Annotated in this window: 10 protein-coding genes and 1 pseudogene; all 11 read right to left on the bottom strand. The window is 73.6% G+C overall.

The genetic code is table 11. The annotated features are described in order from the left end of the window. Positions 1-65: 65 nt before the first annotated feature. Positions 66-1,340, bottom strand: a pseudogene (locus ABWK59_RS01525) (DUF4910 domain-containing protein); the annotation flags it as partial. Further along, complete coding sequence (locus ABWK59_RS01520) at positions 1,328-2,353, bottom strand: NAD-dependent epimerase/dehydratase family protein (RefSeq protein ID WP_354637402.1); 1,026 nt, start codon at positions 2,351-2,353, stop codon at positions 1,328-1,330. The pseudogene ABWK59_RS01525 and the gene ABWK59_RS01520, both read right to left, overlap by 13 nt. Before the next feature lie 3 nt (positions 2,354-2,356). Beyond that, complete coding sequence (locus tag ABWK59_RS01515) at positions 2,357-3,004, bottom strand: PIG-L deacetylase family protein (protein WP_354637401.1); 648 nt, start codon at positions 3,002-3,004, stop codon at positions 2,357-2,359. Further along, entirely contained in the window at positions 3,001-3,825 is an 825-nt protein-coding gene (locus ABWK59_RS01510) for a glucose-1-phosphate cytidylyltransferase (RefSeq protein WP_354637400.1), read from the bottom strand. Before ABWK59_RS01510 ends, ABWK59_RS01515 begins: the two co-directional genes overlap by 4 nt. Beyond that, the gene (locus ABWK59_RS01505; RefSeq protein ID WP_354637399.1) at positions 3,822-5,057 is read right to left on the bottom strand and encodes a class I SAM-dependent methyltransferase; all 1,236 of its coding nucleotides are present in this window, start codon (positions 5,055-5,057) and stop codon (positions 3,822-3,824) included. The genes ABWK59_RS01510 and ABWK59_RS01505 overlap by 4 nt, the downstream gene beginning before the upstream one ends. Further along, positions 5,058-6,332 carry a glycosyltransferase gene (locus tag ABWK59_RS01500; protein WP_354637398.1) on the bottom strand — a complete coding sequence of 425 codons (1,275 nt, stop codon included), beginning with the start codon at positions 6,330-6,332 and terminating at the stop codon, positions 5,058-5,060. Between the two features lie 2 nt (positions 6,333-6,334). After that, positions 6,335-7,642, bottom strand: a complete 1,308-nt coding sequence (locus ABWK59_RS01495) for an O-antigen ligase family protein (RefSeq protein ID WP_354637397.1) — start codon at positions 7,640-7,642, stop codon at positions 6,335-6,337. Between the two features lies 1 nt (position 7,643). Continuing rightward, positions 7,644-9,173 carry a right-handed parallel beta-helix repeat-containing protein gene (locus ABWK59_RS01490; RefSeq protein WP_354637396.1) on the bottom strand — a complete coding sequence of 510 codons (1,530 nt, stop codon included), beginning with the start codon at positions 9,171-9,173 and terminating at the stop codon, positions 7,644-7,646. A gap of 28 nt (positions 9,174-9,201) precedes the next feature. Then, a complete protein-coding gene (locus ABWK59_RS01485; protein ID WP_354637395.1) occupies positions 9,202-11,166 on the bottom strand; it encodes an alginate lyase family protein in 1,965 nt (654 codons plus the stop codon). Then, positions 11,163-13,346: a bi-domain-containing oxidoreductase gene (locus ABWK59_RS01480; protein ID WP_354637394.1), complete on the bottom strand. Its 2,184-nt coding sequence runs from the start codon at positions 13,344-13,346 to the stop codon at positions 11,163-11,165. Before ABWK59_RS01480 ends, ABWK59_RS01485 begins: the two co-directional genes overlap by 4 nt. A 16-nt stretch (positions 13,347-13,362) precedes the next feature. After that, entirely contained in the window at positions 13,363-15,297 is a 1,935-nt protein-coding gene (gene asnB / locus ABWK59_RS01475) for an asparagine synthase (glutamine-hydrolyzing) (RefSeq protein WP_354637393.1), read from the bottom strand. Position 15,298: the final 1 nt, after the last annotated feature.

The raw sequence follows: 15,298 nt of genomic DNA, 5'->3' as shown, positions 1-15,298 counted from the left end.
GCGCCCTTCGGCTCGCGAGGGGTGTCGCCTCCGGCCGCTCGTGATCCGGCGTCCTTCGGCTCGCTGATCAGCCCGGCTTCGCGCAGGGCGTCGGCCGCGGCGGCGACGGTGTCGAAGGGCAGCCCGGACCGCTCGGCGACGTCCAGCAGGCCGTGCTCGCCGTCGGAGAGGCTGAGCACCCAGAGCAGGGCCAGCTGGGCCTGCTTCGCGTCGCTGCGCCCGCCGAGCGAGTCGTACAGCCCTCGCCGGCCCAGCTGCGGCTCGCCGTACGGGCTGAGGTTGACGTACCGCCGGTTGCGGTCCAGCACGCCGAACGCCTCGCGGCAGACGGCGAGGGTGTCCGCCATCGCCTCCGGGGAGACGAAGTCCGGGTCGTCCGCCGAGGTGTGGTACTCGGGGTAGCGGGCGTACGGGGTCCGGGTGAGCGAGCCCACGCCGAGATCGAACCCGGGCGAGCAGAACTGCCGCTCGTCGTAGCCGTACGGGGTGAAGTCGTTGATCCGGTGCGGGCGTCCGGAGGCGTCCAGCACGTGCCGCATCACCCGGTCGATCTCCGCGTCGCCGCGCCTGCTCCGCTTGTACGTCAGCTGCCCCCGGTCACCGGCGCAGGCCAGCACCAGCCCGTGCCTGACTCGCTCCACCCGCTCCGCGTTGCGGGCCAGCCAGGTGATCGCCCCGATGGTGCCGGGCGCGAAGATGAACCGGTAGGTGTACCAGGGCTTCTTCTCGGCCAGCGCCCGGGCCAGGAAGGTCGCCACCGCGATGCCGGCCAGGTTGTCGTTGGCCAGCGACGGGTGGCAGACGTGACAGGAGACGATCACCTCCTCGGCGACCTGCCCGGGGACGACGTGCTCGGCGTAGGTGAGGTGGCCGTCGGCGAGCGTGGAGTCGATGCGCACCTCGTACTCGCCGTCCGGCAGTGCGTCCAGGGTCTCCTGGGCCAGGCAGAACCCCCACTCCGGCCGGTAGTAGCTGGTGCGGTACGGCACCCAGGTCGGCTGGTCCGGCAGGGTGTGCAGGTGCGGGCGGAGTTCGGCCAGCGGCATGGTCGCCGCCACCGGCACGCTGTAGCCGAGGACGTGCAGGCTGGAGGCGGCGAAGTCGACGACCCGGTGGCCGGCGGCGTCGGCGATGTACGCGTCCCTGATGTTCCACTCCTGCGGCACCGTCCAGTCGAGCACCCGGGTGCCCGTCGGCACCTCGTGCACCCGGAGCGGGAGGTACTCGCCGATGATCTCCAGGGTGGCGCGTACCCCGTCGCCGGTGATGCTGCGGCACAGCGGGTACAGCCGCTTCACCAGCGCGTGCATGTCCTCGCCGACTGCGGTCATCGGCGCCACCGCAGGGTGTCGTCGACGGTGCCGGCGCCGGAGGCCTCGCGCAGGACGGCGAGCCGGGTGAAGCGTCGCTCGAAGTCCTCCCGGGTCAGCCCGAACGTGCGGTAGGCGTCGGCGAGTTCGAGCGCGCCCCGCTTCACCGTCCACTCGCAGTCGAAGCCGGGCACCGCGGCGCGGAACCGGGAGAAGTCCACCCGGTAGGACCGCGGATCGGCGCCGTTCTCCCCGGTGATCACCACCTTCGAGCCCTCGACCGCCTCGGCGACCTGCCCGGCGATCTCGGCGACCGTGACGTTGTTGGTCTCGCTGCCGATGTTGAACGCCCGGTCGTGCACCGCCTCCCGCGGCGCGACCAGCGCGGCCGCGAAGGCCCGGGCGATGTCGGCGGCGTGCACCAGCGGACGCCAGGGGGTGCCGTCGGAGAGCACCAGCACCTCACCGGACAGCAGCGCGTGGCCCACCAGGTTGTTCAGCACGATGTCGGCGCGCAGCCGCGGCGAGAAGCCGAAGGCGGTGGCGTTGCGCATGTACACCGGGCTGAAGTCGCCGTCGGCCAGCGCGTGCAGGTCGTCCTCCACCCGCACCTTGGACTCCGCGTACGGCGTCACCGGGCGCAGCGGGGCGTCCTCGGTCACCAGCTCGTCGCCGCCGGCGGCGCCGTACACCGAGCAGGTCGACGCGTACAGGAAGCGCCGCACCCCGGCGTCGCGGGCCAGCCGGGCCAGCCGCACGGAGGCGTGGTGGTTGATGTCGTAGGTGAGGTCCGGCGCCAGCGAGCCCAGCGGGTCGTTGGACAGCGCGGCCAGGTGGATCACCGCGTCCACCCCGGCCACGTGCTCGGCCGTGAGGTCGCGCAGGTCCACCCGCCGGCCCGGCGGGTCGGCGGGCGCCGGGCCGAGGACGCAGTCCGCGAACAGGCCGGAGTCCAGCCCGAGGACCTCGTGCCCGGCGGCCTCGAGGACCGGGGCCATCACGGTGCCCAGGTACCCCTGGTGTCCGGTCAGCAGTACGCGCAAGGTTCATCCCCCCAGATTGAGAGTGAGTTTGGTGACGGCGAACGCCTCGGCGTAGCGGGCGTGGCACTCGATGCCGCGGATCCGCGCCAGCCCGAGGAAGGCCTCCCGGTCGTACCAGGGCCGGTGCCGCTGCGAGGCGTAGTGCTCCTGCAGCAGCCGGACCTTCTGCTCGGCGATCTCCGGGGACAGCGGCTGGTAGGCCGACGGACGGCCGAGGTCGCCGTCCCACTTGACGATCTCGTAGCCGAGCACGAGGTGGTCGCGGAACGCGGTGGTCAGCAGCTTCGCCAGGCCGCGGTGGTCCTGGTGCGCGTCGTCGGTGCGCGGCGCGAGGACCAGGTCCGGCTCGGTCCGCCCGCGCAGCTCCTCGACCGCGGCCTTGGCCTCGTCCCAGTGCGCCGGCAGCCGGCCGTCCGGCAGCTTGAGTACGGTCAGCCGCAGGTCGGCGCCCGGGCAGAAGGCGTCGAGCGCGGCCTCCTCCTCCTGCTCCCGCTCGCCGCCACCGCCGGAGAGCACCAGGGCGTCCACCCGCAGGCCCGGCCGCGCCCGGCACAGCGTCAGCAGCGTGCCGCCGGCGCCGATGGCGATGTCGTCGCAGTGCGCCCCCACCACGACGATCCGCTCCAGGCGGCCGGCCCCGAGCCGGATCACGCGGTCCTCACCGCGGCGCCGTCCCCGAGGACGGTCGCGCCCGCGCCGCCGCGCTCCCACACGGCCCACGGGCGGTCGCCGCGGGCGTAGGCGGCGTCGAGCGCGGCCCGCTCCTTCACGGTGTCGGTCGGCTTCCAGAAGCCGCGGTGCCGGTGCGCCACCAGCCGGCCGTGCTTGGCCAGCCCGGCGCACCCGTCGGCGACCAGGTCCCCGTTCTCGGGGATGTGGTCGAAGACCTCCTGGCGGAGCACGAAGTAGCCGCCGTTCTCCCACAGCGGCAGTTCGCTCACCGCGGTGATGCCCCCGACCAGGCCGTCCTCGCCCAGGTCCACGCAGTGGAACGACTGCTGCGGCGGCACCACCATCATCGACGCCCCGGCGTCGCGCCGGGAGAACCGGTCGATCATCTCCGGCAGCGGGGCGTCGGTGAGCACGTCGGCGTAGTTGGCGAGGAACATCTCGTCGCCGTCCAGGTGGTGCCGCACCCGGCGCAGCCGCTCGCCGATCGGCGACTCGATGCCGGTCTGCGCGAAGGTGATCGTCCAGGAGGCGATGTCGGTGGACAGCAGCTCGGTCTTCCCGCCGCGCAGCACGAAGTCGTTGGACGTCGTCTCCTCGTAGTTGAGGAAGAAGTCCTTGATGTGGTGCGCCCCGTAGCCCAGGCACAGGATGAACTCGGTGTGCCCGAAGTACGCGTAGTAGCGCATGACGTGCCAGATCAGCGGCCGCGGGCCGACCATGGCCATCGGCTTGGGCACGTCGTCGGAGGCTCCGCTGCGCATCCGCAGTCCGTAACCGCCGCAGAACAGGACGACCTTCATCGCTTCACCTCGACGATGCTCAGTTCCGGGATGGGGAAGACCAGTCGGCCTCCCCAGGCGTGCACGAAGGACAGCTGCTCGACCAGTTCGTCCCGCAGGTTCCACGGGAGGACGAGCACGTAGTCCGGCCGGTCGGCGCCGATCCGCTCGGGCGGCAGGATCGGGATGCGGGTGCCCGGGGTGAACCTGCCGTGCTTGTAGGGGTTCCGGTCGACCGTGTACGGGAGCAGGTCGGGCCGGATGCCGCAGTGGTTGAGCAGGGTGTTGCCCTTGCCCGGGGCTCCGTAGCCGACCACCGTCTCGCCGCGCTCGGCCGCCTCGACGAGGAACCGCAGCAGGTCCCGGCGCACCTTGGCCACCCGGGCGGAGAACTCGGTGTACCCGGACAGCTCCTGCAGCCCGGCGGCCTTCTCCCGGTCCAGCACCTCGGCCACCCGCCGGGTCGGCTCGCCGGCCACCTCGGCCGGCCGGGCCCACAGCCGGATCGAGCCGCCGTGCGTGGGCAGCAGTTCGACGTCCACCAGCGCCAGTCCGCCGCTCGCCAGTGCCCGGGCCGCGGAGGCGACCGTGTAGTACTGGAAGTGCTCGTGGTAGATCGTGTCGTACTGGTTCTCCTCGATCAGGGTCAGCAGGTGCTGCACCTCGACGGAGACCCAGCCGTCGTCGGCGACCAGGGCGCGCAGCCCTTGGGTGAACCCGATGACGTCGGGGATGTGCGCGTACACGTTGTTGGCCACCACCAGGTCCGCCGGGCCGTTCTCGGCGCGGACGGCCGCACCGGTGGCCGGGTCCAGGAAGGCGGTGAGCGTGGGCACACCCGCGTCCCGCGCCGCGGCGCCGACGTTCACCGAGGGCTCGACGCCCAGGCAGCGGATGCCCCGGTCCACCACGTGCTTCAGCAGGTACCCGTCGTTGCTCGCGACCTCGACCACGAAGGCGTCGGGGCCCAGCCCCAGCCGCTGGACGGCGTCGGCGACGAACGTGCGGGCGTGCTCCACCCAGGAGGTCGAGTAGGAGGAGAAGTACGCGTACTCGCTGAACGTCTCCTCCGGCGTGATCAGCGGCGGGATCTGGGCGAGCCAGCAGTCCGTGCAGACCCGCAGGTGCAGCGGGTAGGTCTGCTCGGGCCGGTCCACCTGGTCGGCGGAGAGGAAGCTCTCGCACGGCGGGGTCGCCCCCAGATCGACGACGCTCCCCAGCGCCGCCGAGCCGCAGAGTCGGCATCGTGTCATCTACTGCCCCCATTCCCGCTCGCGCGGGTGCCCCGCGGCGAGCCAGCGTTTCCGATTCCCCACCGGCGGCGCGCCCACCGCGCCGCCGGACGACCGGCCCTCGATCGCGGACCGGTACCCCTCCAGCAGGCGCTCCAGCCCGACGGCCGGGCTGAACCCCTGCTCGTACCGGCGCCGGGCCGCCCGGCCCATCTCCCGGTTGCGGCCCTGATCGGCCGTGACCCGGCGCAGGCAGGACGCCAGCGAGGCCGCCTCGCCCGGCCGGTGCAGCAGCCCGGTCACCCCGTCCTCGACGAGTTCGACGAAGGCGCCGTGACCGGCGGCGACGGCCGGGACCCCGGCCGCCATCGCCTCCACGACCACCAGGCCGAAGGCCTCCAGCCAGGTCGAGGGAGCCACCACGGCGACCGACCGGGAGAGGGCCTGCCGGCACCGGGCGGTGTCGTACAGGCCGACGCACCGCACGTCGTCCCGGCCCGCCGCCCAGGCCGTCACCTCCCGCTCCAGCGGCCCGGCGCCGGCGACCACGAGTGGCACGCCCACACCGCCCCCGGCGGCGAGCTCGTCCCACGCGGCCATCAGCAGCCGCACCCCCTTGGCCTCCGCGAGCCGGCCGAGGTAGAGCACGTGCTCGCCGTCCCCCGTCCTGCGCTCGCCCGGGTCGGGTACGAAGTTGTGTTTCACCGCCAGCCGCTCCGGCGGCATGCCGGACCGCACCAGGACGTCGCGCTGCGCCGCGGAGATGCAGAAGAACCGCTCCACCCCGGACCACCACCGCCGCCGGTTGACCGACAGGCTCACCGCGAGCGGCACCGTCGCCAGCCGGGAGCCGCGGTAGCAGCCGTGCCGGACGGCGGGCAGCGGCGACCCCCCGGTGCAGGCGGTGCACGGCCGGCCGTCCCGCTGCAGCGTGCCCGGCGGGCAGACCTGGGTGTAGTTGTGCAGCGTGGCGACGGCGGGCACGCCCGCGTCGGCGCAGGCGGCCAGCACGGCCGGCGACAGGAGCGGGAAGACGTTGTGGACGTGCACCACGTCCGGCCGCTCCGCGCGGAGCCGGGCGGCGAGCTCCGAGCGGACCGCCGGGTTCCACGGCACCAGCAGCGGCACCACGACCTTGCCCGGCAGCGACCGGGCGGCGATGTCGTCGCTGCGCCGCTCGAACAGCTCGACCCGGTGGCCGGCCTCGCGCAGCAGCCCCACCTCCTGGTCGACGACCTTGTTCTCCCCGCTCGGCTGCGCCGAGGCGTAGCGGTTGTGCACCACGAGGACGTGCATGCTCACTTCACCTCCGATCGCTGGGCCCCGGACGGCGTGCGCCGCCGGGGGACGTGGGGCGTGACGGGGGCCGCGGCCGCGGCGGGTGCCGCCAGCAGCGAGGCGGCCACGGTCAGATGGAGCAGGTACGGCGAGGCGTCGCCCAGACCGGCCTCGGTGTACGAGGCGATCGCGCAGTAGCTGATCAGGAAGATCGCGCAGGCCCTCGCCGACGACGGCGGCCGCAGCAGCGCGACCCCGCCCAGCGCGATGAAGACCGCCGCCACGACGGCGGTACCGGCGAGGCCCTGCTCGTTGTAGACGGCCAGCCAGCTGTTGTCGATCGGCAGCCCGCCGAAGGACTTGTCGCCCAGGCCCATGCCGAACAGCTGCTCCGTGGTCGTCCGGGGCGCCGCCAGCAGGGCGTCCCAGACCTTGGCCCGGCCGGTGAGGCTGGAGAAGTTCTCCTGGCTCTGTCCCCGCAGGAACCACGCCTGGAGCAGGGGGCCCAGCGCCACCGCGGCCACCGTGGCGGACAGCACCGCCCAGGAGAAGAACCGGCGGGCTGCGGCGCTGGTCGGCACGAGCGAGCCGATCGCCAGCGCCAGGCCGATGAACAGGCCGAGCGTGGCCGTCCGGGTGTGGGTCAGCGCGAGCAGGACGAAGGAGGGCACGACGACCGCCGCCGCGCCGGCCCGGGTGGTCCGGCGGTCCAGGAGGAGGAGCACCGTGATCCCGATGATCACTGCGGCGTACTGTCCGATCTGCGGCGGGGTGAGCGGCCACAACGCGCCGACCAGCCGCCCGCCGTAGAGCTCGGGCATGGCCGCGCCCGGGGAGACCAGCAGGCCGGCGGCCACCGAGGCGAGCACCGCGAAGTACATCCGGATGTGGTGCCGGACGAACGTCGGGCCGCCGTCCCACCAGCGGCTCAGCAGCCACAGCGTGCCCACGAAGAGCGCCAGCCGGGCGCAGCGGAACAGCGCGCCGAACCCGGACTCCAGGTTGGCGCTGGAGACCACGCTCAGCACCAGCAGCAGGGTGAGCAGGAACAGGAAGGCGCTGGCCCGGATGCGCAACCGGAGGTTGAGGAGGAGCGCCAGCGCGAAGGCGGAGACCAGCGCGCCCATGGTCACCATCTGGATGAGGGAGCGGGGCAGCGGGACGATGGTCCGCGCCCCGGCGGAGCCGAGCGTGTTGAGGATCAGCAGCCCCCAGACCGTTCCGACGGCCTTCGGGGTGCCGGCCGGGCGCGGTGCGGCGGCGCCGGGCCGCGGGCCCGCGGTGTCCGGTCCGCCCGGCAGGGCGGCGCAGCTCAGGTCCCGTCCCATCTCAACCACCCACCCGGGGCTGGAAGGTGCTGCCCTCGTCCTGCCGGTACGGCGCGGCCTGCCACTGCCCGACGTCGAGGATCCGGCTCGGGTCGTGGGCGACGAAGCTCCACGGTCCGAGGTAGGTGTTGTGGTGCCAGCGGTTCTGCTGCGCGCCGGTGATCGCCTCGGCCACCGGCTCGCCCTTGTACGGCGACCAGTCCGGGTAGGTGCCGTAGTTGGACAGCACCGCCATCCGGCCGCACCGCACCGTGCACCCGACGACGGAGGGGTCCAGCACGAAGCGGTTGTCGTGGATGTCCACCCGCTGGGTCTTCCACCGGCAGTCGGCGTAGAGCGGTGCGGTGGCGATCGCCGGCTGCGCGCAGCGGTCGGTGCTCCTCACCAGCAGGGTGCAGGCGCCGGAGGAGGTGTTGGCCGGGCTGTTGCAGAACCGGTCGGCGTTCTCCCACAGGGTGATCCCGGACCAGTTGTCCTCCAGCAGGTTGCGGTCGATCTCGATCCGGTCCGTGCGGGCCGGGATCCGTGGCTCGCCGCCGGACTCGGACAGGTAGACCGTCGCGTACGGGAAGTCGTCGCCGCGCTCGGCGGACCTGCGGCCGTCGACCCAGTTGTTCCGCCGGATCGTGTTGTTCCTGACGACCGCGTTGTAGCTGGTCTCGTAGATCAGCGCGGCACCGTCGTTGTCCTCCAGCACGTTGTCCTCGATGCGGAAGTCGTTGTTGTTGGTGTCCGCCCACAACCCGGCTCCGCGGTTGTCGTGCACCCAGTTGCCGCGCACGTCGGCGCCGTTGACGGCCCAGAACTTGACGCCTCCGGTGCAGCCGCAGCCCGGCTGCCGCCGCTCCCACTCGTCCGTGTCGTTGGCCGTGATCTCGTTGCCCTCCACCACCAGGTCGCTGACCGGGGCGCCGGCCTTGTACGCGTTCAGGCCGTACTGCCCGTTGCCGCGCAGGCAGTTGGCGCGGACCCGCTGACGGGCCCCGGCCATCAGCCCGGCGCCGGCGTTGTGCTGGATCGTCGCGTGCTCGATCACCCACCCGTCGGCGGAGTCGTGGTTGACCACGCCCTCGTTCTGCGGCGCGACGAAACCCTGCACGGTCAGGGAGCGGATGGTGACGTTGCCCGCGGTGCCGCCGAACGCGTACTGGTTGGTCCTCCCGCCGTCGAGCACCGCGCCCGGCGCGCCCAGGTAGCTGTCGCCCTCCTTGGGGACGACCTGGGCGTAGCGGTCCGCCTCCAGCCGGTGCGTCCCCGGGCCGAGCCAGAACGTGGTGTTCGGGGGGCTGTTCCTGGTCTTCGCGGCCAGGTCGCCGACCACCGCGGGGTCGACCGCCACCGCGCCCGCCGGCGGGTTCGCCGGCCCCGGGTCGGGGCCGGCGCACACCCGGGCCACGGCCACGTACCCGGAGGGCACGGCGGTCGGCTCCGCCGGGGCGTGGGACGTGCTCGTACAGCCGGTGGCCACCAGCAGGGCCAGCGTCAGCGGCGCCGCCGCCCACACTCCCCAGTGCCGCCTGTTGATCCCCACACTCCCCCCTAGGTCGTGGTGTTGATGGTCAGTCGCAGAACCCGAGTACGGTGGTGAACCCCTCCGCGCCGTCGGCGACGCCGGTGCCGACCAGCGTGGTGGCGGGTTCCTTGCGTCCGAAGCCGGGGGAGTACCAGCCGAGCGGCGGGTCGCTCTCGCCCCGGTGCGCCCGCCAGGTCAGCTGCCCGGGCAGGTCGAGCACCGCGGACCGGTCCTCACCGTCCCGGGTCCAGGTCAGCAGGGCCCGGTTCCCCGTCAGCTCCGCGGTGACCGCCGGGCCGAGGTGGAAGGCCAGCCGGACGGCCCGGCGCGGGCCGCGCAGCTCGTCGACCACCCGCAGCTCCCGGCTCGCGGCGGTCAGCTCCACCCGGCGGCGGTGCACCGAGGGCCGGTAGCCGTCGTGCTCGGCACACCAGCGGGCCGTTCCCCCGTCAAAGGCGCCGGAGGCGTCCGCGACCAGGACGCGGCTGCGGGCGTGCCGGGTCCACAGGAACGGGCCGCCGGAGACCGACTGGTCACCGCCGTCCACCTGCAGGGTGTTGTGGGCCAGGGTCGACCGGAAGTACCGCCGCCACTCGGGCTGCCCGTGGTAGCAGAACGTCCCCGGGTCGGCGAGCACCTCGATGCCGTCGTGCCGGACCTCCACCGACAGCGCGTCCGCGTGGGCGTGCGCGGCGATGGACAGGAACCCGTGCGGACCGCCGTCGCAGCGGCACCAGATCCCGGACTGATCGCGCAGGATCGTCATGCCCGCGTCGGCGAAGTGCGCCGGCCGGCGCGCCGGCCGGGTCACCGCCGGTGCGCCGTCCTTCGCGTACGGCCGCAGGAGCGCCGCCAGCAGCGGGGTGCGCACATCGGTGCCGGTCACCGCCGGCCACCAGGCGAGCCGGCCGAACACGGCCTCCCCGGTGGCGAGCAGCGAGGCCCAGCGGTCGGTGCCCGCGCCGTCCACGACCAGGCCGTGCCCGTCGTCCGCGTCGCCCTGGCGCGGCGGCCGCAGCCGGTCGTCCACGACGGCCGCGAGCGCGTCGGTCATCCGCAGCAGGACCAGCCGGACGGACCCGGGGACCGGCACGGCGGCGGCGTCCGCCTCGGCCACCGCGGCCAGGCCGAGCTCCAGGACGAGTCCGTGGTACTCGGTGGCCAGCTCGCGGTTGAGGCCGGAGGGGAAGGTGTTGCCGCGCAGGTGCCGCTCCAGCGACCGCAGCGCGCCCGACCGCCAACGGGCCGAGGAGGGGAACCACCCGAACGCGCAGGCCGCGGCGAGTTGCCCGGCGGCCTCGGCGATGACGTGGTTGTTCGCCGAGGACCCCCGGCTGGGGAAGGCGGCCAGCCAGCGCTGGTGGTGCCAGATCTGGTCCAGCGCCACCGGGTTGTCCTCGAACAGCCCGGCCGCGCCCGGCCAGCCGTCCAGCAGCCGGCGGACCCACACCCAGGACAGCAGCCGGATGCCCAGCTCGATGCCGCTGATCCAGTGCACCCCGCGCAGCGGCGGGTTGGCCGCCCACCACGACCGCAGGTGCTCGGCCACCCGCTCGGCGTACCGCTCGTTCCCGGTCACCGCATAGGCGGCGGCGAGCACGGTCAGGTACTGGTGCCGGGACGGCTCCCAGATCTGCTTGACGTCCCCGACCGCGTCCTCGTCCCGGTACGGGACGTCGAAGGCGTAGCCGGACGGGGCGCTGCGCCCGGTCTTCGGGTCGCGCCACCAGTCGGGGGCGGCCAGGTCGTCGCGGTCCACCCCGAAGTACGTGACGTGGCCGTCCATCAGCCGGTCCGCCTGCGCGACGAGGCGTTTCGCGGCGTCCGGCGGAACGGCGGCGATCGTCCCGGCGGGCAGCACGGCGGTGAACCGGGCGCCGGTCACGCCCGGGCGGTCCGGCAGCCCCGACCGCCACCGCCGCCGGCGCAGCACGTCGCCCACCCGGCCGCCGACCTCGCGCGGTCCCATCCGGGACAACCGCCGCAGGTACCAGCCCGGACCCATGCTCATCGCGCCCTCGCCAAGGTCACCGGCGCGCCGCCGGCCAGGGCGGCCTGCACGGCGAGGGTGGCCGCCGTGGTGGCGACCAGCGACTCCAGCGGCACCGGCATCGGCCCGTCGGTCCGCACGGCCTTGATGAACGCGGCCAGCTCGGCGGACTGGCCCTTGTCCCGGGCCTTCGGCAGCCGCGAGCTGACCCACCGCCGGGGGCCGTACACCGAGGCGCGGACGAAGTCGTCGAGCTTGAGCACCTTGCCGTCCGCGACCAGGTCCAGCGTCTCCTTGGGGAAGCCGGGGGCGCCGGTGGTGACGTAGCCGAGGGTCGCGGTGGAGCCGTCCGGGTAGCGCAGCACGACCTGCAGGTCCTCGTTGCCGGACGGGGCGACCGCGTACACCGAGACCGGGTCGGCCTCCAGCAGCCAGCTCGCGGTGTCGATGAAGTGCCCGCCCTCGCCGGCGAACCGGGAGCCCTCGGTGCCCTGCTGGAGGTACCAGCTGCCGTGCTCCAGCCGGCCCGCGTTGACCAGGTAACGGAGGTGCGCCGGCCCGGTCCGGGCACCGAACCGGTCCCTGGCCTCCCGTAGCAGCGGCGCGAACCGCCGGTTGAAGCCCACCTGCAGCCGGTCGTTCCCGGACTCCTCCACCGCCGCGAGCACCCCGGCCAGTTCGTCCTCGGTGAGCGCCAGGGGCTTCTCCACGAACACCGTCTTGCCGGCCAGCAGCGCCCGGCGGGTCAGCTCGGCGTGCGAGCTGTGCCGGGTGACCACGAACACCGCGTCCACGGACGGGTCGCCGAGGACGGCGTCCAGATCGGTGGTCGCGTGGGCGAAGCCGAACTTCCGCTGCGCGTTGGCCGCGGACAGCGCCGTCGTGGTGACGACCGTGGACAGCGTGACGCCGTCGCGCTGGGCCAGGTGCGGCAGCAGCATCGAGGAGGCGTAGTTCCCCGCGCCGACGAACGCCAGCCGCACCGCCCTGGCGGGCCGCGCCACGGTGGGCGCCTTGCCGCCGCGCCGCACCTCGGGCACCGCCACCACCGGGGCCTCGACCTTGCCGTCCCCCGCGGGTTCGGGGTAGCGGAACAGCACGGCCACGGCCTTCAGGTCACCGTCCTTCAGACGCCGGTACGTCTCGACGGCGTCGTCGAAGTCGGCGATGTGGGAGATGAGGGGGTCCACGTCCACCCGGTCGCGGGCGAGGAGGTCGAGGAAGCACGCCAGGTTGCGGCGCTCGGTCCAGCGCACGTAGCCGATCGGGTAGTCCCGCCCCTGGAGCTCGTACTCCGGGTCGTAGCGCCCGGGGCCGTAGCTGCGGGAGAACCGGACGTCGAGCTCCTTCTCGTAGTACGCGTTCCACGGCAGGTCCAGGCGGCACTTGCCGATGTCGACGACCCGGCCGCGGTCCCGGCTCAGCCGGGCGGCCAGCTCGACGGGCTGGTTGCTGCCGCCGCCGGCGGCCAGGTACACCTGGTCCACGCCGTGACCGCCGGTGAGCTCGGCGACGGCGGCCTCCACGGCCGTGGACCCGGGATCGCCGCAGGCCACGGCGCCCAGGCGCTCGGCGAGCTCGCAGCGCGCCGGGTCGGGGTCGGCCCCGACGACGCGGACGCCCGCGGCGGTGAGCAGCTGCACCACCAGCTGCCCGATCAGCCCGAGGCCGATGACCAGCGCCACCTCGCCGAGCTGCGGCTCGCCCTGGCGGACACCCTGCAACGCGATCGACCCGACGGTGCCGAAGGCCGCGTGCCGCGGCGCGAGGCCGTCCGGCACCGGGGCGTAGAGGTTCCTCGGCACCCAGTTCAGCTCGGCGTGCAGCGCGTGCTCGTTGCCGGCGCAGGCCACCAGGTCGCCGACCTTCACGTCGTCGATCCCGGCGCCGACCTGCTCGACCACCCCGCACAGCGAGTAGCCCAGCGGCGTGTAGGAGTCCAGCTTGCCCATCACCTTGCGGTAGGTGGCGGGCAGCCCGTTGGTGGCCACGCTCTGCATGACCTTGGCCACCTGGTCCGGACGGGAGCGGGCCTTGCCCAGCATCGACATGCCGGCCTCGGACACCTTCATCAGCTCGGTCCCGGTGGAGATCAGCGAGAAGGCGCTGCGCACCAGCACCCCGCCCGGCTTGCATCCCGGGACCGGCACGTCGAGCACCGACAGCTCGCCGCTCTTGTAGTTCTGCACGACCTGTTTCACCGAAGTCCCCTTGTTTCTACGCCGTCATGTGCGCGGTCCGGCCGGAGCCGGAGACCGCGTCGCGGTACCAGTACTCGAGGGTCAGCACATGCCACAGATGCTTGGAGAAGTCCTGCTGCCCGGCGGCGTCCTCGGCGACGAGCCGGGCCAGCGCGTCGCGGCGCAGGAACCCGGACCGGACCAGCTCGCCGTCGTGCACCACCTCGCGCACCAGCGGCGCCAGGTCCCGGCTCATCCAGGCCCGCAGCGGGGCGCTGAACAGGCCCTTGGGCCGGTACACGATCTCCCGGGGCAGGATCGAGGTGGCCGCCTCCTTGAGGACGGCCTTGCCCTGCCGCCCGACGATCTTGCGGTCGCCGGGTACGGCGAACGCCGCCCTGACCACCTCGACGTCCACGTACGGCACCCGTACCTCGGTCGACGCGGCCATGCTGGAGCGGTCCGTGTAGGCGAGGTTCAGGCCCGGCAGGAACATCCGGGCGTCGCCCAGGCACATCCGATTGACGAAGTCGTCGAGGTCGTTGTCCTGGTAGACGTCCGCGTGCTCGGTCAGCACGTCCTCCACGGCCCCGGCCAGGTCCGGATCGACCAGGGCGAGCAACTCTTCCCGGTCGTACATGGTGTAGCTGCGGCGGAACGCGGTCTCCTCCGGCAGATCGGCGAAGGAGAGGAACCGCTTCGCGAACCGCACCGAGCGCAGCCCCCGGCGGGCGGTGGCGACCGGCAGCCGGTCCACGGCCCTGGACAGGCCGCGCCGAAGCGGCCGCGGGACGCGCTGGTAGCGCAGCGCGAGCCGGTTGGCCAGGTGCTTGCGGTAGCCGGCGAACAGCTCGTCGGCCCCCATCCCCGAGAGCAGCACCTTGACCCCGGCCTCCCGGGCGGCCGAGCAGATCAGGAAGGTGTTGATCGCGGCCGGGTCGCCGATCGGCTCGTCCAGGTGGTACGTCATCCGCGGCAGCAGGTCGAGCACGTCCGGGGCGATCTCGATCTCGTGCAGGTCGACGCCGAACCGCTCGGCCACCCGCCGGGCGTAGCGCAGGTCGTCCGGCATCGCCTCGAACCGGGCGTCCTCGGCGCGGAACCCGATCGTGTAGGCGGAGATCCCGGGCCGGTCGCGGGCCGCCAGCGCGGTCAGGTAGCTGGAGTCCAGCCCGCCGGAGAGGAAGGTCGCCACGGGCACGTCGGAGAGCAGGTGACGCCGGGTCGACTCCTCGACGACGGCGGCGAGGTCCGGCAGTTCGCCGCTCAGGGCCCGCTCCCGGCCCTCGGCGGCGACCTCCCGCAGGTGCCAGAACCGGCCGCGGTCCACCCGGCCGTCGGGCCGGCACCTCAGCCAGCTCCCCGGCGGCAGCTTCTCCGCCTCGCGGAACGCGCACCGGGAGTCCGGCACCCAGTAGTACAGCAGGGAGGCCACCAGCGCCGCGTGGTCCACCTCCAGCGACCCGCCGGTGGCGGCGGCCAGCGCCTTGAGCTCGGAGGCGAACACCAGGCCCTCACCGCGCCGGATCAGGAACAGCGGCTTGATGCCGAGCTGGTCCCGGGCGAGCACCAGCTCACCGGTCCGCTCGTCGAAGATCCCGAACGCGAACATGCCGCGCAGCCGGGGCAGGCAGTCCGTGCCCCAGCGCCGCCAGGCCTCCAGCAGCACCTCGGTGTCGGAGGTCCCGCGGAACCGCACCCCGGCGGCGGCCAGTTCGGCCCGCAGCTCGGGCGCGTTGTACAGCTCGCCGTTGTACGTCAGGACGAGGCCGTCCGAGACCATCGGCTGGGCGCCGGTCTCCGACGGGTCGACGATGGCCAGCCGGCGGTGCCCCAGCTGCACCTCGCCGTCACCCACGGGGTGGCCGTACCGGCCGGCCCCGTCCGGGCCGCGGTGGGCGAGGGTGTCGGTGAGCAGGTCGGTCACGACCTTCCCGTCCGGCCACCGGTACGTGCCTGCGATGCCACACATG

The sequence above is a fragment of the Kitasatospora sp. HUAS MG31 genome, from assembly GCF_040571325.1.
Classification (GTDB): Bacteria; Actinomycetota; Actinomycetes; order Streptomycetales; family Streptomycetaceae; genus Kitasatospora; species Kitasatospora camelliae.
Note: the sequence above shows the minus strand (reverse complement) of the source record. Positions and strands in the feature narration are given on the sequence as shown.

Excerpts from the sequence above, each read along its gene's own strand:
- ABWK59_RS01510 (WP_354637400.1), bottom strand. The coding sequence starts at position 3,825 with ATGAAGGTCGTCCTGTTCTGCGGCGGTTACGGACTGCGGATGCGCAGC.
- ABWK59_RS01505 (WP_354637399.1), bottom strand. The coding sequence starts at position 5,057 with ATGACACGATGCCGACTCTGCGGCTCGGCGGCGCTGGGGAGCGTCGTC.
- ABWK59_RS01500 (WP_354637398.1), bottom strand. The coding sequence starts at position 6,332 with ATGCACGTCCTCGTGGTGCACAACCGCTACGCCTCGGCGCAGCCGAGC.
- ABWK59_RS01495 (WP_354637397.1), bottom strand. The coding sequence starts at position 7,642 with ATGGGACGGGACCTGAGCTGCGCCGCCCTGCCGGGCGGACCGGACACC.
- ABWK59_RS01485 (WP_354637395.1), bottom strand. The coding sequence starts at position 11,166 with ATGAGCATGGGTCCGGGCTGGTACCTGCGGCGGTTGTCCCGGATGGGA.
- asnB (WP_354637393.1), bottom strand. The coding sequence starts at position 15,297 with ATGTGTGGCATCGCAGGCACGTACCGGTGGCCGGACGGGAAGGTCGTG.